This is a genomic window from Bacteroidota bacterium (assembly GCA_016714535.1).
Lineage (GTDB): Bacteria > Bacteroidota > Bacteroidia > AKYH767-A > OLB10 > JADKFV01.
The window spans coordinates 175,105-196,151 of record JADKDR010000004.1 but is presented as its reverse complement, the minus strand read 5'-3'; the positions used below and the strand labels follow the sequence as shown (position 1 = coordinate 196,151).

The window sequence follows — 21,047 nt, the reverse complement described above, 5'->3', positions numbered from 1 at the left end:
CTTCTGTAAGCGCACTTACCAAGATAAAATAAAAAGCCAGCGTTTGTAAAGAAACAAACGAGTAGGTAGTCGTTTGCAAATAGTAATATTTTATTTTTAAAATCACAGACAAACGAAAAAGTCAGATAACGATTACTATATATGTTTTGATATGTTTTTACAGCTAAACATTTTTCATTCACTATAATTGATAATAGTGAGGATTCATATGAACAGTAAGTTTAAAGATGAATTAATTGTAAAAAAATAGGTTGTTTGTTGTTGTGCTTATTTCTAACAAAAGCATGATCGGATTAACCACTATTAATTCCTATTAATTTACTTACCAATCAGCAGAGGCATCTCTCATAAAAAAAACACCGAAACCAAAGTTCCGGTGCTCCGTGTAATCGCTTAATAATTATCTTAAATTTTATTACTTCACTACAAACCTTCCATGGCGGCTGCCATCTGCGTTTTTCAATTGAATGGTGTATGTGCCGCTAATAGCTATAGAGGGCAGCGTGTAACTATTTATTCCATTTGTCAATTGTATGGATGTTGAATAAATGGTTTTTCCTGCAGCATCAATTATGGTAAGCCTAGCATCTTCTATTTTGTTATTGGTAAATTGAATGTGTGCTACCTCTGTGGTTGGATTTGGCAGTATTGCTATTCCATCCTGTGTAGTTTCAAATTGGTTAAGCCCGAGTGGAACCACCAATAGTATGTTTGTATTATTCGTAATAATAGGCGCATTAAAATCAAAATAAATATCAGCATTGTCTTGCAGCAAAGTGCCGGCAGCTAAGTTTGGCAAGGCCGCCACTTTGAATAATATGTTTCCATGACTAAGGGGCTCATTGGAAGTACTATCGGGCAACCAAATATTTGGAAACTGGTAAATAACCTCGTGGCCATTGCGTGTAACGGTACATGTATGCGATGACGAAACAAACTGATACGTGGCAGCATCTAAATCACTATCCAATGAATCTATAACAACAATATTGATTGCTTCGGCTGTGCCTGTATTCTGAAAATTGATACAATATTTTATTTGCTGATCAGCATTCCAACTTGATACCAGTTGAAATGACGGGTCACTTGCATTTGTTTTTAATACTAACTTATTATTAGGGTCGTACGAGTTAACTACTGTTTGCGAAAGCGAATCATCATTATTGCTGAGGTCAACATCAGTACCACTAACGGGTACAACATGCACGCTGTTTACCAGAACGTTTCCTGCTGAAACATTGGTAGGGACATAAAAGATAATTGTAAAGGATTCTGATTGCATGGGGTTCAGCGTGCCTGCGTTCCATGTGATTTCTTTTAATACGCCATTGTGAGCTGATTGTGTAGGTGTGGCGCTTATAAAATTTATTTTGCTATCGTAATTAAAGGTAAGGTCGTAACTTACTGGAGTAAAATTAATATTTGTAACTGTTACATATTGATAATAATGAAAGCCTGGACGTGGCAGCGGGCCAGAAGATAAATCCACTTGTAAATCAATTGTGCCTGCAGGAGGGGCAAAGCCAAAATCATTATTACCATAACTGCCCGCAACAAGAGCGGATACCGCATAAGTAGCGGGTGTTGTTAATGCATAGCCGTTGTATTGTGGTAGCGTTACATAACTTACATTGTAGTTTCCAAAAGGCACAAAAGCATCATATGTTCCTGCAGCGTTTGTGTAATAAGTTTTGTTATTGATATTCACCGGATTGGAAGGAATCAAAAAGTCACCTCCATTATACACCCCATCAGCATTTATATCCCCAAATACTTGCCCAATTATATGCACGCAGTTTACCATCAAAGCAATGTTAAATCCACAAAGCGTATCGCCATCGTTAATGGTTATGGTATCAGAAATGCTGTTAGGACCAGCTGGGAATGTTACTGTATACATAGAATCAATCCATGTGTAGGAATAATAAGTGCCTGCATTTACTAAAAAGGAATAGTATCCGTTTACATTTGTATATACAAATCCTTGGCCTCCATTACCGTATAAAGAAACACTTTGATTGGCCAACCCTTGTTCATTATTATCCATAATTCCGTTTCCATTGGTATCGATAAAAATATAACCACAGATAATGGATGTTTTAAGCACAAAATTAATGGTTTCACATTTTGTATCACACAAGATACCATTATCGTAGGAGTTACAACATATAGTATACGTGCCACTTGCGGCATAGGGATGCGAAAAGTTTAGCGAGTCACTATAATAAGTGCCATCTCCCATATCCCAATAAACACTATCGGCACCTGTTGATGCATAAATCTGAATGTCATTTGAGTTAGGCTTTGGGTAATGCGAAAAAAATATTGCGCAACCGTTTAAAGGATAAGCAGCTGAAATAGATCCTGAGCATCCATTTGCATCTGTAACCGTTACGGTATATACACCCGGTGAAAGATTAGTTATGGGATTACTCGTACCCGCATTAGTCCAAATATACATGTAGGGAGCAGAGCCGCCTGTAACATTAGCTATCAAACCATTTTGTAGGGTATCCTCTTGAATAATAATATTTAATTGACATTGTGGAACCTGAATGGTTAAGCATATGGAATCGGTGCATCCACTTCCTGTAATTATAGAATAACATACGGTGTAAGTACCCTGTGTTGAATAATTGTAAAAGGGATTGGGCTGCGTGCTTGTATCGGTAGTTGAGCCGGGGTCGCCAAAATTCCAAAAACTGGATATAATAGAATCGTTTTGTGAAATAAAGGATGAATCGCTAAACGCAACAAAAGTCCCTTGTTGCGTGATGTACTGAAATGCAGCAGCGCAGGGCGACTGAGCATTCGTGTTTTTTATTAATGTCAAAAGCGTAAGGCACAAAAGTGCTAAGAATTTTTTCGTTTTCATTGTTTTATATTTTTGGTTTGTATTAAATACCTTTTAACCATAATACGTTTGTGATGAGGGAATTGTTAGCCAAGTTTCCAGATTTTATTTTATCACTAAACCAATTAGAGCAAAATAATTTAGCTACTTAATCATTCAAAATAAACACCCTGCTTGTAACATTTTTCGCATAGCTGTTGAGTTGTATAAAGTATATGCCAGTGGATAATCCCGTTATGTTAATTGAATTATCTCCTTCAATCAACTTTTGGCTAGTAACAAAAAGCGCTCTTCCTCTGTCATCGTATATGGTTAGGGTTACAAGCTCACTTTTGTTCCATTTAATAACCAGGTTGTCATTTACATTATTGAAATAAAATGGGGTTTCATCAAACTCATTATCTTGCAATGAGCGAATGGCACTGTAAGAAGAATTGCCATTAACATCCACTTGTTTTATTCGGTAGTACAAAGTTTGGTTGGAATTGTAGAAGACACCGAAGTCATAATATTGATAATTAATTATTCCTATTCCGTTTTGTGCAATCACATTTCCTATGACAATAAAGGCTTTTCCATCGGCACTTCGCTCAATGGTGTAATACAGACAATTTTCCTGATTAGTTACGCTCCATTTGAGAATGGCATCCTTATTTATTTTTTTTGCAGTAAAGTCAAGCCACTGTACCGGCAGGGGTGTAGTACTCGCAATAGAGAAGGTATCAGTTACAGTAATTCCGGTTTGTGTAACGGTATAAGGATTACTTCCTAAGGCATTGGCACCATAAGGGCCTAGGTTAGTATACATGCCGTTTTGCTGATTCATCATGGAACAAAAAAGGCGGTTAAATCCTGGAAGTTCATCCGTAGATTCATATTGCAATGTTAGCGATACTGATGCATTGGTACTTTTTTCTATCAACCAGGTGCGGTTTACATAATCTGTAGTAATGGCAGGGCCGCTTGTGCCGTTAGTATATGCTGCTCCTATTACCCTTACTTTGACGCTGTCGCTTGTGCTTGCATTTATCCATGCCGGACGAAAACTTGTATTGCTGTGGCCAATAGGAAACATCACGTTTCCGGTTTTACCTCCGGGACCCAAATCCTTTTGCACCAGATATCCCGTGCCATTCGTAACAAAGTAAGAATTCAAATTAGTATAGCTGATAAATGCTGCAGCATTTTCAGTAACCCAATTATTATTGTTTAGATAGATATGTCCAAGCGCAAGGTCAAGAGTATTGTACTGCGATATTTTTCCGGTAACAAGATTTACACCCCAAAAATTTTCGATGCGTGCATAGTCAAAAGTGAGATCGTTGTTATACGAGTATAGTTGCTGTTGTACACTTCCGCGAAACCATACTTGCCGTTGTCGGGGTCCAAATCCCCGATAAGTTTTTCCATTGAAGCCAAGCACGTTGCTGCTGTCTTTAAAATTTCCATATAATTGTATATCACCACCTGCAACCGAACTCATCTCGAGCAGGCACGAATCAGTTGGGCCATAATCAAACAAATCAATATTGCCATAAACAATCATGGGCTTGTTGGTATAGTCCATATCCAATCGGCCTTGGCGCATTACCAAAATATTGTTCATGCTTGTGTTGCCATAGTTGGTGCCGGCAATAGGACCATAATAAACCGCCCCGGCATTTACTACAATGGTCCCTGCAATGAACCAATCGCCACCGGTAGTGTTGCTACGCACAATAGTATCCCCTAGCGTGTTCATAGTAAAATCCCACACGTTAATAAAACCAAAATTAGTAATAGCAGAAGAAGCGCCTTTAATGTAGGTATAGCTATTGCGCGAAAAAGGAGGAACCGAAGCACCATTGGTAGTGCTGCCAACATTAAAGTAACGCACAAGGTTAGGAGTTGAACCCGGAGCATAACTGCCCGAAGGATTTTCTTGTGGCATTTGTGCGTACATGCCGCCACATGCACCACCGCATGTGTAAGCAAGGTAACCATTCATGTTGAAGGCTGGTGGTATGCCACCACCTCCGGTAAGGTTTGCCCAGGATACCCGCAGTTCTCGCCTATCATCGCTTCCTGCACCATTGCCGTTATCGTTCGATGAATAGCTGCCATCGGCATAATCATCGGCTGTGCCACTGAGGCCACCATTACCTGCGCTTATCAATGTCCACGCACCAGTGCCATTGGCGCGATGTAATGCTCGCCAATTGTTTTTAAAGTAAATTACTGCATCGGCCCGGAAGGGTAAATTTGGAGTAAGGTTATCATAGCCGGGAAGCCCGTTGAGATTGCCATTTGCATTAGTACCACCATTAACAGGCACAATGGGATTAAGATCGATAGATACAATTCCTGCTTCGGCTTCGTTGGCATTTTGAATGCTGATGTACAGGTAGTTGGCATCCCAGGTTACATACCACCATGCTAATCCGCTAGGGTAGGCATTTACATTGCCTGTACCATACTCGTTAGCATCAATAGTTGAATTAATGATAGCAGTATTATACTGAGCAGAAACGTTTCCACTCAACAGAAGAAATGAAATAAAAATTAATCTTCTAAAAATTGCCATCTTATTTTCAGTATCGAAATATACCTAAAAAATCAAGTGGCTAAGGTAAAATAAAATTCTTGCTTATTTTAAGTATTAAACTGCACATCATAAATATTTTGCAAGCACTTTATGTGAATAAATATGGCCTTGGACAAGCGAAACAGCCTTTGCGAAATATTTTTCTTGATGCAGAGTTCCCTTATGCTAAAGAAGCACTTGGAAAGTTACACAGTGAAGACGAAATTATTTTTTAGAAAATAAGTTTATCTGTTTCCCTGCACAAATGGGTTATTCATTTTCTCATAACCAATGGTAGTTTCTTCCATGTGGCCGGCATATACAGTTACATCCTCGGGCAAGGAGTATATTCTTGTTTTAATAGAATGTTCTAATTGCGCATAATTTCCTCCTGGCAAATCGGTGCGGCCTATACTTTCGCGAAACAATACATCGCCACCAAACAAAATTTTATGCTGCTCGCTGTAAAAACAAATGCTGGCAGGGCTGTGTCCCGGTGCCAGTATACATTGGTAAGTGGTGTCGCCCACTTTCACAGTTTCGTAATCTTGAATAAAAACGGTAGGAGATGTTGCAATATGAAAATCATGAACACCCCACATAGGTGCATATAATGGCACCGCATTTAGTTGTTCAAGTTCATCACGGTGCATAAATCCTTGTAGTTTATATTTTTCCTGCAAATAGTTTAATCCCAATACATGATCAATATGGCAATGCGTTAGCAGAATGTTACTAACCGTTAACTTATTATCTTCAATATATTTACTCAACTCCATGCATTCTTCTTTTGAATGGCACCCGGCATCTATCAGCGCACATTGTTTAGTTTGGTCATAAGCGATGTATGTGTTTTGAGAAAAAAGATTGAAGGTGAATTTTTTGATGGTGAGCATACTGGTCTTTACTTGATAATTTTTTGTCAAAGGTACAACCAATTATTCATGACCTACAAAAAGTTTTGTTTCTGGTTGTTTGGTCGTGTCAAACGTTAAGCTTGAGCAACTATATTTTTTTAGAAAATATAAAGTAAGTTCAGTAATACCTTATCTACAAATGTTTCGAAACAGAAAGTATTCATGATTTTGGTAGAAAACATTTTTCGAAAGGCGACCAATGTTCCCTGTAAATAGAAAACCCTGCAAAATATTTTGCAGGGCTCATTTGATGGCGTTAATTCAAAGGTAAATTAGTTGACTAATATTTTTCCATTGAAAGAATAATTATTCGAATAGCAGCGAACAATGTACATACCATTGGTAAGACTATTCAAATCCAATACGGTTGAATTTTCGTTCGTGGTTTTTTGCATTGCAATTCGACCATTCATATCTATAATATCAATAGTTACAGTTTCGGAGTTATTCAAAATATTTATCATAAAAACATTGTGCGATACATTTAGTATTTCTGTGTTTTCACTTTCAATAAGCTCATCATTTGACTGACGAGGTGTTAACGTAGTAAAAGTTTTTATGGTAGTGAATGGAGAAAAAACATTTGGGCCGCTGGCACACTTCGACCGTACTTTCCATTGATATTTTGTTGAACTACTTAAACCGGAGAGCACAACATCGCTAAAAGGAATATTAGCAAAACCCCAAACAGTTGTACCAAAAACTCTATAGTAAATTTGATATTGGGTAGTACACAAGGTGGCATCATTCCACTCAAGGTAAGCATCGGTTGCGGTTACATTCACTGCAACGAGATTACTTGGCGCTTTGCACGCAACTGCAAATGGAGTATTAGTAGCAATTGCAGTATAAGGGGTGTTGCTGCTTTTTATTCGTATTTTATAATTTGTGCCTTTGGCTGTTTTAGGTATTACGCAAGGAATAGTTGTTGCCAATAAATTACTTGTTAAAGAACCTATTAAAGTTTCTGTGGTAAAACTCCCTGACGAATCAGATAAATAAGCACGGTAAATATTTCCATTGGTTACTGTCCCGTTTACATTGCAAATCACATCTATGTTCAAGCTGGGGCACACCGTTCCGGTAAAATTAATGCTTGCATATATTACAACAGGTGGAGGATCGGGTGTTGTTTTTGCAATAGCAAAATCAGATAGGCCCAACGGTGCAGTAATATCACCATCGATAGATGATGAGCGCCCTCCTACAAAGTATCCAAAGTTGTTAGCATACAAACAGGTGTATCCATCATCATTATTAGCTCCGCCTATACATTTATTCCAGGCAATAGCACCCATTGTATCGGTTTTTAGTAACCACATATCATTGGAAAGTGTAGAGTGGTTGCCCGATACATCACCATTGTTGCTGGTAGTTGATCCACTCATAATAAAATTATCACCGTTATTAGCATTATAGCCGGCATATTCTAAATCATATAAAGTTTCGTTCCCTGTACCACCGAATAATTTTGAATAAGTTGGTGTACTGTTGCCAATTCTTATTAGAGAAATAAAACCATCGCGACCACCGTGATTGCCGGTAAAATCTCCATCATTAGAAAAGGTGCCACCTATTAAATAAATATCATTATAACTGGTTACAACACCAAAGGCCTCATCTGTTGAGGTGCCTCCTATAGCTTTTTGCCATAATAAATTTCCGGTATCGTCTACACGTATTACCCATGCATCTTTGCTGCCATGATTGCCGGTTACATTACCATCATTGGAACTGGTCCAACCTGCTACAACAATTATTTTTTCATTTGAATCAGTTAATTTAAAACTTACTTCCTGCGCTTCGTCATCGAACGAGCCCCCATACGATTTTTGCCAATTTAGATTTAGGTTCTGATCTATTTTCAAAATCCAAAAATCGCGACCTCCATTATTTACAGTCACATCACCATTTGATGAGGCACAATAGCCAGCTATCATAATAGTAGCAGTGTTTTCGAAATCGATGCTATTGCCTCGGTCAGACAGCGTGCCACCAAAACATTTCTGTTGTAAAAATACTCCGCTCGAACTTAGCTTTACAACCCACAAATCATTGCTGCCATGATTGCCGGTTACATCACCATCATTAGAGCTTGTGTAACCTGTTAAAAATATATTTCCGTTTGCAGGATTTATTGATACACTATAAAAACGATCGTCAAGGGTACCGCCAAATATTTTTTTCCATACCACGGTGCCGGTCGATGAAAGTTTTACTATCCAAGCATCGTTACTTCCATGATTTCCGGTAACCATAACATCATTCGATGTCGTGTAGCCACATGCCAGTATTGCGCCATTGCTGAGTTCTACCATGTCAGTACATACATCATCTTTGGTACCACCAAGGTTTTTCATAAATGCTACATTTGGCTGTGCAAATGTGTAACTGCTCACTAATACCATTAGTTGCAGCAATAGTAACTTCAATCTTTTCATAAACGTTTTTATTAAATTGTTCATTTTTTGTCAGCGCTAAATTAGACTTTTTGCATATATACTTTCGCAACTTATTTTAAAAAATAATCATTCTTATTGAAGCGGGTACAACTCAGTTAATGATGCACTGAAAAATATTTTAGATGCGTAATTCAAAGCTAAACACACATTATTGTTTTTAGACTACTACATGATTTTCGAAGCACTGTAAATTTAGAATTGGTTGGATCGTAATTTTGTTAAAGCATACTGCAAGTCATTGCAGATGATGAATCATGTAAAAGGCAAATATTATTTTTAAGCAAGACGAAAAATAATTGCTGTTATCAACGTTAGAAAACAGGGGATTAAAAATCAGTTGCAACTCTTTTGCTAAACTGTGCTAATAACATGGCATCGGTCAATACGATAGCCGTAAGTGCCTCTACAATAGCTGGAGCACGCAGGGCCACACATAAATCATGGCGGCCATCAAGGCTAAAACTTTCTAACTGTTGTGTTTGCATGTTCATGCTCGTTTGTTCTTTGGGAGTAGATGAGGCAGGCTTAAAAGCAAGACGAAATACAATATCGTTACCATTGGTAATACCACCGGTAATACCACCGGCATGATTGGTTTTTGTTTTCCCATCTGACGAAATGATGGCATCATTATGTTTGCTGCCGCGCATACGCGCGGCAGCAAAGCCTGCACCAAATTCAACTCCTTTTACAGCAGGTATGCTAAACATGGCATGTGACAATACGCTTTCAATCGAATCAAAAAAGGGCTCGCCTAGTCCAACAGGTACATTGGTCACGTTGCATTCAACAAGTGCGCCTACCGAATCATTTTCAGCAACAGCTTTTTTAATTCCCGTTTCAATATCATTTTCGCCATCCACTTCGGTAACGTGTACAGACACCGTTACAGGGGCTATTATTTTTTTTGCTAAAACTCCGGCCGCTACTATGCCTACGGTTAATCGTGCCGAAAAATGTCCACTTCCGCGGTAATCTTGATGTCCACCAAATTTTTGCTCTGCTACAAAATCGGCATGGCCAGGCCGTGGAATGGCACGTTGCTTTTCATAAACGCTGCTATCAATGTTATTGTTTTCAAAAATAATGGTGAGCGGAGCTCCGGTTGTTTTGTCGTTGAATACACCGGAAATAATTTTTGGAATATCACTTTCCTTTCGTGGAGTGGTTCCCTGCATATTGCCGCCCTGCCTGCGTTGCAGGTCAGCTATCATATCCTCGGTTGTAAAGGGAATTCCGGCCGGCACACCATCAACTGTGATGCCTGCGCATGCACCGTGCGATTCGCCAAATACCGAAACTCTAAACAGTTGCCCGAATGTATTCATGCAACAAAAGTAAATTATTTTAATGGTAGAAATCTAATAAATATTTTACACCAGAATCAGGTTGTTTTCTGAAACTTTTTTTATTTCTAAAAAGATAGGCATTTAGAAAGTATAGAGACACCGTTTCAACCAAACGCTCTGAGGAGCGAAAATTACTTGGTTACTACGTTTAATATTTTTTCATACGATTCATCAACGGGCTCCCAAAGTTCAATTTTATTGTTTTCAGGATCAAGAATATGCACAAACTTTCCATATTCAAAACTTTTAATTTCATCACAAATGGTTACACCTTCATTGCGCAATGCTTGCACCAGCGCTTCCAGATTTTCAACCCGGTAGTTAATCATAAATTCTTTTTTCGAAGGCTCCATGTACGTGCTGTATTTATTAAATGGGCTCCAGGCTGTATAGCCTTTGGTTTCAGGCTGATCACTATGCCGCCATTCAAACGATGTACCATAAGCATCGCAATTAATGCCAAGGTGATTCGAATACCATTCTTTAATTTTTTCAGGGTCGTCACATTTAAAAAAGATGCCTCCTATGCCGGTTACTCGTTTCATATTATTTTTTTATTTACAGCAATCATACATATTATTTTGTCGCGCTTTATCTAAAATCATTGTTGCTTCGCCAGGTACAATCATTTGATCGGGTTGTAGTTGTTGCCCGTTGCAGTATTGCCGTTGCAATTCCATCAGGCGCTGTTTACGTAGAGCTGCTTCGGGATAAAAAAAAATTCCACCCAACATGCGTATGCCAATGCAGCCTATAAGAATAATTTTAAAATTCCTTTTAAATAATAATGGATACAAATGCTGATAGCACATCAATGTAGTTGCTATAATTAGGGCAGAATAAAACATATATCTGTTAGAAAAAGCCTGGGCCAATCCCATGTTCGATCGGAACAAGGCAGCAATAAATGCACTGCCCCATAAAAACAGAAGCAAGTAAAACAATGGCGTATATAGCCACGCTTTTTTATATAGTAAATGAATGCATGCAGCTAAAAGAATGCTGCCGGCAATAGCCGGCAGCCAATACTGATACATAAACTGAAAGGAAGATCCAGCAAAAACAACCGCATACGAAAAGAAGCCCGAAAGTGTAGGTAACGAAAAATTTTGTGTAGGCCAGTATGAATATTGGAATAAATAAGCAACAACAAGGACTGCGCATAAAAGAAAAGTTGTTGCCGCACGCACATATTTTTTATTTAATAAAAAAAATAAAATTAATAATGGAAACAGGAGAATACCATTACCAAATGATAACAAACATGCCGCACCAGCAACTAATGATAATACAAAGTGAATGGTTTTATTTTTTGTTGCGAACAAGATGGCCATCGTTGCAAACAAGACACAAAACAAGTAATTGGCTGTGGATGCCCACAGGTAGGTATCGTAACTCGAAATAGTAAAAACTAAAATTGCAAAAATTGCCAACCATGCCAAACTGCGATCAACCAAAAAATACATAACCGGAATAATAGCCATGAATAGAACATTAACCAGGATAGTATATGTTGCAAAATTGAGACTACTGCTTAGATGATAATAACTTAAAAACAGGAAACGATTTAATACCGGGCGGGTTTCGTTATATGTTCCTGATAGCAGGTTTAAGCGATTCTCGGTAGTTGCATTTCTAATAAAATCAACGGCAAAACTTAACAACATTCCATAATCATCGGTAAGTGGAAAATCTACTGCATTCACCATGACCCAAATAAGATGGTGGCCAATAACAACTGCAATTGCCCACCACAAGTTTTTGCTGAGTCTATATCCGAATAGAAATATAGCACCGGCAATAAGAAAACTACCACAGTATATGATGCTGTGTTGCCAAAAGTTTTCGCTAATGCTGCACGCAAACAACGAGTTAACCATTGCAATTATCTCCCTGGCGGCAAACATGGCTATCAAACCAAACACCAAAAGGGTAAGCCATTGCCAATTTTTATTTTTTATTTCGTAACCAAACATAGTAAGTAATGCAGCTAATATACACACTAATATTTAGAGCCTGTTTAAGAATTATAAGTTGAATTTACTAGGAGCGAATATTGCGATTAGCAAGTCATGTTTTGCAGACAATAGCAGCACACAACGGCATAAAACATAATGATGATAAATGACGATTGCTTTTTTACCTCAAAGCAGTTACATGCAAAGAACACAAAGTGCATAGTCTTGATTTCTTCCGTATTAACTTTGTGTATTTTGCGAAAAACTCAGCGCTCTTTGCGGTTAAACTATTTTCGCTTTGCTGTTAATCTCATCTTTATACATAGTCAGCTAACATTAGCACTCAATAGTAAAATGAGATTAAAAGAGATCTTAGATTTATTTTTTCCCCATGCAGATTTTCAATGAAAACAGTAACGCTCCTTCAGCGATTTACCATTTGTGATCTTCTTGCGCCCAATTTTTTTTTGCCTTTTTGAGATAAGTTGCGGTTACAGACAACCTGTGGCTCTATTGCTTTATGACTATCGGTTTAAGCGTTCATCATTTTTGAATCACCAAATTTGAGAAAGAAATTTTTTCTGAAATAGAAACTGTTAGTGCCGCTTCAGGTTGGGTTTTTTTTCTCCTGCATTAATACTTGCATTCAACATATTTTCTTTTGGAGGAATGGGACATGCAAATCCATCGCTATAAGCACAATAGGGATTGTAAGCTTTATTAAAATCAATAATCAGCATTTCCTCGGCCAACTCTTCAATAGTAAAATCAATATAGCGACCTACTTCATAGGTTTCATTTCCATTGGTCAAATCATTAAATGGTAGAAATAAATAATTCTCAAGTCCCTGTTTTATTTTAAGAGCCGGACTTTGGTAAATGGTCAACTGACAGGCTATGGTATCAATAAAAAATTCAGCAAGGGCATATTTGGTATACGTTTTTAAAACTCCCGTAACAGTAGTAAAGTAGATGGTATCTGTATTGTCAAGTAGCAAAATCTCAGCATAAATCTTAAAATTTTCATCTGGAAGAAAAAATCGCAAAGCTGCGGCCTGTTCAGGTTTTATCGGTTGTCGAGGTTCGGTAAGTAAGTCGTTCAGATATTTTTTGCGAAACAATTCTACTTCCTCTTCATAGGCCGACTGAGCACACATTGCCTTACTCATCAATGTGCCAACAAGAAATAATATAATTAACTTATTCATAAGTTAGAAGAAGATTCAAAGTTAATATTATTATGTGGATATGATTGCTATAATTAAATAGTTGTAACTTTAGTTAAGCATAATTGAACCTAGTAACGTTGCAGTGGTTTAGTCAAGTTTTAGTACCGCAAGAAATGCTTGCTGAGGAATTTCGACACTACCTACCTGACGCATCCGTTTCTTACCCTCTTTTTGCTTTTCGAGTAACTTGCGTTTACGCGAAATATCTCCACCATAACACTTTGCAGTAACATCCTTGCGCAAAGCTTTTACGGTTTCGCGAGCAATAATTTTGGCACCAATAGAGGCTTGTATGGCAATTTCAAATTGCTGGCGTGTGATTAACTCTTTAAGTTTTTCGCATATTTTTTTGCCAAAGTTGAAAGCATTGTCACGATGTATAAGTGCTGACAAGGCATCTACCGGCTCGCCATTTAAGCGTATGTCTAATCGCACTAATTCGGATGTTTGATATCCAATAGGATGATAGTCGAAAGAGGCATATCCTTTTGAAATGGTTTTTAATTTATCATAAAAATCAAATACAATTTCAGCTAATGGCATATTGAATATTAACTCCACACGGTCGGTGGTGAGGTAGGTTTGATTAATAATCTGACCACGCTTATTGATGCATAGGCTCATAATTGAACCAGTAAATTCTGATTTGGTAATGATTGTAGCCTTAATAAACGGTTCTTCAATGTGATCAAGTTTGGCTGGGTCGGGCATATCCGAAGGATTATTTACTACAAACGATTCGCCATTGGTAAGAAACGCATTGTATGACACGTTTGGCACTGTAGTTATTACAGTCATATTAAACTCGCGCTCGAGTCGCTCCTGAATAATCTCCATGTGCAACATACCCAAAAATCCGCAACGAAACCCAAATCCCAAGGCCGCACTTGACTCAGGTTCAAATACGAGCGATGCATCGTTCAATTGGAGTTTTTCCATCGAATTGCGCAACTCTTCGTAATCATCGGTATCAACCGGATATATACCCGCAAATACCATAGGTTTAACATCCTCAAATCCGCTGATTGCTTCCTTGCACGGGTTCTCTATCGTTGTCAGGGTATCGCCCACTTTTACTTCTTTGGCTTCTTTAATTCCGCTGATTATATACCCCACATCACCTGCCCTAACAACATCACGGGGTTCTTTTTCTAAACGTAAAATACCTATTTCATCGGCAATATACTCTTTGCGGGTTGCAAAGAATTTTACCCGGTCACCCTTTTTTATCTGTCCATCCATCACACGGTAATAGGCAATTATTCCTCGAAATGAGTTAAATACCGAATCGAAGATTAAGGCTTTTAAAGGTGCTGTGGGATTGCCTTTTGGTGCTGAAATTCGTTTAATGATTGCTTCCAGAATTTCGAATACGCCAAGTCCTGTTTTTCCACTGGCAGGAATAATTTCTTCGCGCTTGCAACCTAATAAATCTACTATTTGGTCCTTAACTTCTTCTGGGTTGGCACTCTCTAAGTCGATTTTATTAAGAATGGGAATTATTTCCAAATCGTGCTCCAGTGCTAAGTATAAATTAGAAATGGTTTGAGCCTGAATTCCTTGAGCCGCATCTACAATGAGCAAGGCGCCTTCGCAGGCAGCAATGCTTCGCGATACTTCGTAGCTAAAATCTACGTGACCGGGCGTGTCTATCAGGTTTAAAACATATTTGGTGCCTTCAAAGGTATAGTCCATTTGAATAGCGTGACTTTTAATGGTAATGCCACGTTCTCGTTCCAGGTCCATATCGTCTAATACCTGAGCCTGTAACTGTCGCTTGTCAATCGTTTTAGTATATTCAAGTAGACGGTCGGCAAGGGTACTCTTACCATGATCAATATGCGCTATGATGCAAAAATTTCGAATTTGTTCCATTGAGGGCGCGAAGATAATATTATAAGCCAAAGAATGGGCGATGTTATAGTACATAAGTTTAGTTGCCCTCCGGGCTTAAACTCAACTGCAACATGAATTTCTTGTTGTTCGCTCTAGTTATTAAAAAACAGTGCAGGGTAAGTTGCCAGATTGCTCTGAAATACTGACCTATTGCTATACGATAAAGATGCAAATAATTGGAGGCGGGGTCTATTGACTTGTCATATTTCTAATTCCATTGTCAATGAACTAGGAATTAACATTATTTAGCTTGTTCAACCAAATATTATCTGCTACATTCGCGCTCCTAAAAATTTTAAACAAATAAATCAATGATGAAAAAGTTACTCTTATGTTTGATGGCAGTTGCTATCGTTAAGTTTTCGCATGCTCAGTTAAATGGTACGTGGAGCGCCACCTATCCGTTTACAATGACAACCGCACAAGGGGTTCCATGGTATTGTTCTGCTACCAGTGCTAGCTCAGTTTGGATTTGTGCAAATAGCGGCAATGAGTTTATGCACACCCAGGATATGGGCCTTACCTGGACCGTATCCAATGTATCAACCGGAGCTGGCTGGGGTTGGTCTTCGCTTGTTGGTTTAGATGAACTAACCGCATGGGCTACCTTTTATAACAGCGGCAGCGGCAGCAATGGCCGTGTTTACAAGACTTCCGATGGTGGACTTACCTGGACGCAGCAAACTGTTGGTTACACCTCTACTAGCTTCGCTAACTTCTCTTATTTCTGGAATGCTAATGAGGGAATCACTTCAGGCGACCCTAAAAATAATGAATATGAAATTTTTTCAACCATGGATGGTGGTACCACTTGGACCTTAGTGCCAGGTGCTAACATTGCCGATCCATTGTCTGGAGAATATGGCCTTACCGATTCTTATTGCGCCTCTGGTAATAGCATTTGGGCAGGTACTACTGGTGGCCGTATCTTATACTCACACGATAAAGGATTAAATTGGGGTGTGATGACTACCATGCAAGGGAATACCGATTATATTTCTCGTTTGGCATTTCGTGATTCTTTAAATGGAATGTATCTAGCCAATGATGCACAGGGAAATTATCTGGGTATTTACAAAACCAATGATGGCGGAGCTACCTGGACTATGGTTTCTGATGGCCAAACGGATATTGGTGGAATTTTCCAACCTTTATCTATTTCTTATGTTCCCGGCACTACGGGTTCTTACGTAGTTACTGCCGCATCCAATGGCGATATGGGTAGTGCTTATACCAATGATGAAGGTGTAAGTTGGACTAATATTGATTTGATGGCACGCACTTACGTTAACTTTATTTCTAAAGATAATGGATGGAGTGGAGTTATCGATCAGAATATTCAATCTAATGGTGCTGCTTCGTGGGCAGGTCTTATTGGGTTTAACGAAATTGATAACGCAACTAATGCTGCAGTTTTCCCTAATCCGGCTTTAGATGTTATTAATGTAATGATCCAAAAGAGCGAAAACGAAGAAGTTGCTATTGAAATTGTTGATATGTTAGGTAACTTAGTATACAGTACCAGTTATACTCCGGTTACGAATAACTTTGCTTACCAAATAAATGCTTCGACACTAGCACAAGGAACGTATATGGTAAAGGTTAAAACTAATAATGCTGAAACTTCGCACCGAATTGTAAAGTTATAATTCACCCGAGTTATCAGTTAATAAAGAGCCGCATTAGTTAATGCGGCTCTTTTTATGTCGACAAGTCAATGCATTGGTAGTGGCCCGAATCGCGCAGCCGGTAAACCAGGCTATCGGCAAAGGAGTTGTTCTTATAATGCGTTAGCAGGCTTTTTATTTCTTCTTTGGAGTTGAAAGTCGGCAACTCGTCAACTACAGCCATGCCATAGAACACATTGTTATCAACCATAATGCAGCTATGTACATCTTTATCATAATGCTTGCGAACTAAAACAAACGAATCGCATTTTTTCATCATGGCCTCCATGGCCTCATTTATTTTTTGGTTATGAAACTCAATATCGTCAGTGCAATAAACGCATGTATGAGTTTGCAAACTTTCTCCTTCAAGTATTCCGGCAAGCTTTGGACACAATTCATATTTTCGTTGCCAGTCGTTTAGCTGTTGCAGCAGCCCATTTACACTATATCCCTTTAAAATAGGTTTAATATTTTTTTTCTCGATATCAATGCCAATTCGTAAGCGTCCCTTATGATCGGTGTAATCATAGGCACCATAAATGCGTTGCAGATTTTTTTGCGATCGGTTTAACTCCGGCCACCACTTTTTTATTTCAACACTTTCCAATAGCATGGCCGTTATCTCGTCAGGCAATGCTTAGAAACTTATATGGAATATTTTTTTAATGTATTCTTGTTTTCGCAGGCCCGGAGAGTTATTACTAAAATGACTGGCAACCCGTTTTCGTAAATTTTTGGCTTTGCCTACATAAATTATTTTCCCTGCCTGATTGTGAAAATAATATACTCCAGGGCATAGTGGCAACGCTTCAAAGTCCTTCTTATCTATATTGGGAGGCAGGTATAATTCGGCCACGCTTTTTATAGTCTTGCTTATTTCGTTGTTGGCATCATGTGCATGGAGCATGCTGAACAGCGTGCACGTAGCATCAGCATCGCCACCGGCACGGTGCCGGTTTTCTATAGGAATATTTAATTGCTGACATAAATTACCCAAGCTATAGCTTGGATAACCCGGAAATATTTTACGACTTAAGCGAACCGTACAAAGTTTTTTGCAATTAAGCGTGTATCCACTTTGCAGTAAACTCTGCTTAATAAAACTGTAATCAAAATTTACGCTATGGGCTACAAAAATATTTCCACTAAGCATTTCAAAAATCTCATCGGCTACTTCATCAAAGGTTGGTGCATTATGCACCATCTCATCTGTAATGCCGGTATAACTTTGAATAAAAGGCGGAATAGGTTGTAACGGATTTATGAGCGTTTGATATGATGAGAGGATGCGAATACCATCGTGTAGGCGTATGGCAATTTCGGTTATGCTGTTTGCGGCAGCATGACCACCTGTGGTTTCGATATCTACAATAGCGTACACTCAGTTACAAAATAGATACGAAAATATAGGTCTTAAGAATAGCAGGCAAGCAATGCAAGAGAATATTTCAGGATTCTATTAACCCCAACTTGTTACATGCAATTTCAGCAGCACTTTGTTCGGCTCGCTTCTTACTGAAGTCGCTGGCCCTTGCAATTTCCTTATGATTAAACATAAGCCGAATGGTAAATTTTTTGGTCACCGGATCTTCTTTCACAGTTTCAAACTCCAGATGATGTTTTTCTTTTTGAATGAAATTTAAAATGCGGCTCTTGTAGTTGTTGTCGGTTTGCTCAACTTTTTCAAGGTCGAGATAAACGCCAACCAGTTTGTTAAGCACAAAAGTACGTGCCTTTGGATAGCCCTTATCTATATATATGGCTCCTATTACTGCTTCCAATGCATCTCCATACATGGATTTGGAGGTGCCCTCGTTTTCTTCCATAAACTGGTCAATGCCCATGCGTATGGCAAGTTTCTTAAGGCTTTCGCGGCTTACAATGCGTGAGCGCATTTCGGTAAGGAACCCTTCTTCGCGGTAAGGAAATTTTTTGAAAAGTAATTCGGCAATTACTGCTCCAAGTATGGCATCGCCAAGAAACTCGAGCCGTTCGTTATTCATTCTAAAACCCTGCTGATTTTCAATCGAAACAGAGCGATGCAAAAAGCAAGCTTATATACCGAAATATTTCCGGGGTAAAGCCGAGTATATTACTAAGTTGTGTAGCAAACTCATTATCTATTGTACTGCGTAATCCAAGTAGTCGTAACCAATTCACCGATGAAAAATTTTACCTGCAATTGTAAATAATTTTTTATTGAGTAAAATTTATTTACCCATGAATAATTAAACATCTATTCAAAACAATTGTTAAAAACAATTTAATGTGCATAATATGCAGGTCATATTCACTATTCGTTCAAGAATATTAAATACAACATGTCTATTTTTACCAATCAAATACTAACACTATCAAAGTTGAAAGCAATCGTAATCATTTTGAGTTTCTTTCTTTTGTGCACCGGTGTTTACGCTCAGCCACCAAAGAAAAAAACAACCACAAAAAAAGCGCAATCGGCCTTTTATAAAACTTCGCAGTTAGATAAAGTACTGGTTAAGCAATATATGGATAGCATTGGGATAAGAAACAGCGATATTGTCTTGCGGCAAGCATTATACGAAACAGGCTACTTTAAACATAAGGCGGGCATGCAGAAGAATAATATTTTTGGATTCAGACATTCGAAATCTTACATGCGCTTTAAGAGTTGGCGTGCCTGTGTAGATTATTACAAAAAGTGGCAAGACAAAAACTATCTTGATTCGACCGAAGATTATTATAAATTTTTAGAGAGAATAAAATATGCACGCTCCCCTGTGTATATTGCGCACCTCAAAAAAGTGAAGGTTTAGAGTGCGACTCCTTGATTCGGTTAAAAGAATTATTACACAACGTGAAAACGAACCCCTGCTCATAATTGGTGCAGCATTGGCGGCACTTAGCTATTTGTCATTTACCGGACTCACCTTTCAGGTAGGCAAACCCATCGACCTATTTGCCGACATTCGCTATCAGGATCATTCCCTGGAAGACAGCATTGCATTTTTTAAAAAAAACGCAGGCATAAAAAAGCATCAACGCGATTCAATGAATAAGGTATTAGCTGCAGATGTCGACACCTCTTTGTTCAACTATTTTTCTGCATTGAATCAACTACCCAAACAGAAAAGAAAAATTCGTATTGCCTGGATGGGGGATAGTATGATTGAAGGCGATTTGGTTACCAATGATTTTCGCAAACTGTTGCAAAAAAAATATGGCGGCAATGGCGTAGGCTTTGTTGGTATAACCTCGCCCACTGCCAAATTCAGAGGGTCAGTTAATCATACATATAGCGGATGGACTACGTATCATTTTAGAGACAAGCCACCCAAAGCGGTTCACTTGGGTATAGCAGGATATACTTTTTTGGGCGACAAAACAGCAGTTGCACGGTATAAAGTCAGCAAAGAATATGATTTGTTTGGCGATGCCACCCTGCTATATGGAAAAACAGATGGAGGAACCATAACCATACAAGCCGACACCAATAAGCAAACGCTATATTTAGATAGCACCGATGTGTTTGGCACCGCCACTACTTTTGGACAAGGTAACGCCAGCAGTATTTCTATTTTTGATGCAGACAAACAAGTGCCTCTATACGGGGTATTGTTAGATAGAGGCCCGGGCATTTATGTTGACAATTTCTCGTTTCGTGGCAATAGCGGAATCACCTTAAGCGATATTGACCAATCGTTGCTTTACCAAGCGGGGCAGCAACTCAATTACAAATTGATTATAATGAGCTATGGCTTGAACGTGGTTGGGCATAACATAAAAAAATATGATTGGTACGAACGTGGTTTTATAAAAACGCTTGCCCATATTCGAAAAGCATTTCCCGAAGCATCCATTTTGCTCATGAGCGTAAGTGATAAAAGCCACCGCAAGCAAGGGGAGTATGAAACAGAGCCAGACATCCCAATATTTGTTGAACTGCAAAAAAAGATGGCAAAAGAAGCGGGTATTGGATTTTGGAATTTGTACGAAGCCATGGGCGGCTACAACAGCATGAAACATTGGGTAGAAGATAAGCCTCGACTTGCCAATTATGATTATACGCACCCAAATTTTGATGGTGCAAAAAAATTGCCGAATTATTTAATTCCTACCTCGAAGCAGAATATGCCAAGTATAATAAGTTGATAGAGCCAAATAAAAATA

Annotated in this window: 16 protein-coding genes; 4 read left to right on the top strand and 12 right to left on the bottom strand. The window is 38.6% G+C overall.

Features of this window, described 5'->3' with window-relative positions; translation table 11 throughout:
• Window positions 1-415: 415 nt before the first annotated feature.
• Window positions 416-2,875 carry a T9SS type A sorting domain-containing protein gene (locus IPO27_06710; GenBank protein MBK8846265.1) on the bottom strand — a complete coding sequence of 820 codons (2,460 nt, stop codon included), beginning with the start codon at window positions 2,873-2,875 and terminating at the stop codon, window positions 416-418.
• A 127-nt stretch (window positions 2,876-3,002) separates the two neighbouring features.
• Window positions 3,003-5,375, bottom strand: coding sequence for a T9SS type A sorting domain-containing protein (locus IPO27_06705; GenBank protein ID MBK8846264.1), 2,373 nt, complete (start codon window positions 5,373-5,375; stop codon window positions 3,003-3,005).
• Window positions 5,376-5,476: 101 nt separating this feature from the next.
• Here IPO27_06705 and IPO27_06700 point away from each other — a divergent pair, with 101 nt between their 5' ends.
• Window positions 5,477-5,653, top strand: coding sequence for a hypothetical protein (locus tag IPO27_06700; protein MBK8846263.1), 177 nt, complete (start codon window positions 5,477-5,479; stop codon window positions 5,651-5,653).
• 9 nt (window positions 5,654-5,662) lie between these two features.
• Here the strand turns inward: IPO27_06700 and IPO27_06695 are convergent, their stop codons facing one another.
• The 7 genes from IPO27_06695 to lepA form a co-directional block, all read right to left on the bottom strand.
• A complete protein-coding gene (locus IPO27_06695) occupies window positions 5,663-6,313 on the bottom strand; it encodes an MBL fold metallo-hydrolase (protein MBK8846262.1) in 651 nt (216 codons plus the stop codon).
• Between the two features lie 293 nt (window positions 6,314-6,606).
• Window positions 6,607-8,775 (bottom strand): T9SS type A sorting domain-containing protein, encoded by a 2,169-nt coding sequence (locus tag IPO27_06690; protein ID MBK8846261.1) that lies wholly within the window; start codon window positions 8,773-8,775, stop codon window positions 6,607-6,609.
• A gap of 347 nt (window positions 8,776-9,122) precedes the next feature.
• On the bottom strand, window positions 9,123-10,124 hold the full coding sequence (locus tag IPO27_06685) for a chorismate synthase (protein MBK8846260.1): 1,002 nt from the start codon (window positions 10,122-10,124) through the stop codon (window positions 9,123-9,125).
• Between the two features lie 152 nt (window positions 10,125-10,276).
• Complete coding sequence (locus IPO27_06680) at window positions 10,277-10,690, bottom strand: VOC family protein (GenBank protein MBK8846259.1); 414 nt, start codon at window positions 10,688-10,690, stop codon at window positions 10,277-10,279.
• A 9-nt stretch (window positions 10,691-10,699) separates the two neighbouring features.
• Window positions 10,700-12,121 carry a hypothetical protein gene (locus IPO27_06675; GenBank protein MBK8846258.1) on the bottom strand — a complete coding sequence of 474 codons (1,422 nt, stop codon included), beginning with the start codon at window positions 12,119-12,121 and terminating at the stop codon, window positions 10,700-10,702.
• A gap of 578 nt (window positions 12,122-12,699) precedes the next feature.
• Window positions 12,700-13,311 carry a DUF1684 domain-containing protein gene (locus IPO27_06670; protein ID MBK8846257.1) on the bottom strand — a complete coding sequence of 204 codons (612 nt, stop codon included), beginning with the start codon at window positions 13,309-13,311 and terminating at the stop codon, window positions 12,700-12,702.
• A 108-nt stretch (window positions 13,312-13,419) separates the two neighbouring features.
• Window positions 13,420-15,207: an elongation factor 4 gene (lepA, locus tag IPO27_06665; protein MBK8846256.1), complete on the bottom strand. Its 1,788-nt coding sequence runs from the start codon at window positions 15,205-15,207 to the stop codon at window positions 13,420-13,422.
• A 332-nt stretch (window positions 15,208-15,539) separates the two neighbouring features.
• Between lepA and IPO27_06660 the strand changes: the two genes are divergently transcribed.
• The gene (locus IPO27_06660; protein ID MBK8846255.1) at window positions 15,540-16,877 is read left to right on the top strand and encodes a T9SS type A sorting domain-containing protein; all 1,338 of its coding nucleotides are present in this window, start codon (window positions 15,540-15,542) and stop codon (window positions 16,875-16,877) included.
• A gap of 52 nt (window positions 16,878-16,929) precedes the next feature.
• Here the strand turns inward: IPO27_06660 and IPO27_06655 are convergent, their stop codons facing one another.
• The 3 genes from IPO27_06655 to IPO27_06645 all read right to left on the bottom strand — a co-directional run bounded on the left by IPO27_06655 (window position 16,930) and on the right by IPO27_06645 (window position 18,943).
• Window positions 16,930-17,511, bottom strand: a complete 582-nt coding sequence (locus IPO27_06655) for a hypothetical protein (GenBank protein MBK8846254.1) — start codon at window positions 17,509-17,511, stop codon at window positions 16,930-16,932.
• Between the two features lie 24 nt (window positions 17,512-17,535).
• The gene (locus tag IPO27_06650) at window positions 17,536-18,279 is read right to left on the bottom strand and encodes a GIY-YIG nuclease family protein (GenBank protein ID MBK8846253.1); all 744 of its coding nucleotides are present in this window, start codon (window positions 18,277-18,279) and stop codon (window positions 17,536-17,538) included.
• A gap of 67 nt (window positions 18,280-18,346) precedes the next feature.
• Window positions 18,347-18,943: a ribonuclease III gene (locus tag IPO27_06645; GenBank protein MBK8846252.1), complete on the bottom strand. Its 597-nt coding sequence runs from the start codon at window positions 18,941-18,943 to the stop codon at window positions 18,347-18,349.
• Window positions 18,944-19,279: 336 nt separating this feature from the next.
• Here IPO27_06645 and IPO27_06640 point away from each other — a divergent pair, with 336 nt between their 5' ends.
• Window positions 19,280-19,693 carry a glucosaminidase domain-containing protein gene (locus IPO27_06640; protein ID MBK8846251.1) on the top strand — a complete coding sequence of 138 codons (414 nt, stop codon included), beginning with the start codon at window positions 19,280-19,282 and terminating at the stop codon, window positions 19,691-19,693.
• 1 nt (window position 19,694) lies between these two features.
• The gene (locus IPO27_06635) at window positions 19,695-21,029 is read left to right on the top strand and encodes a hypothetical protein (GenBank protein ID MBK8846250.1); all 1,335 of its coding nucleotides are present in this window, start codon (window positions 19,695-19,697) and stop codon (window positions 21,027-21,029) included.
• Window positions 21,030-21,047 lie beyond the last annotated feature (18 nt).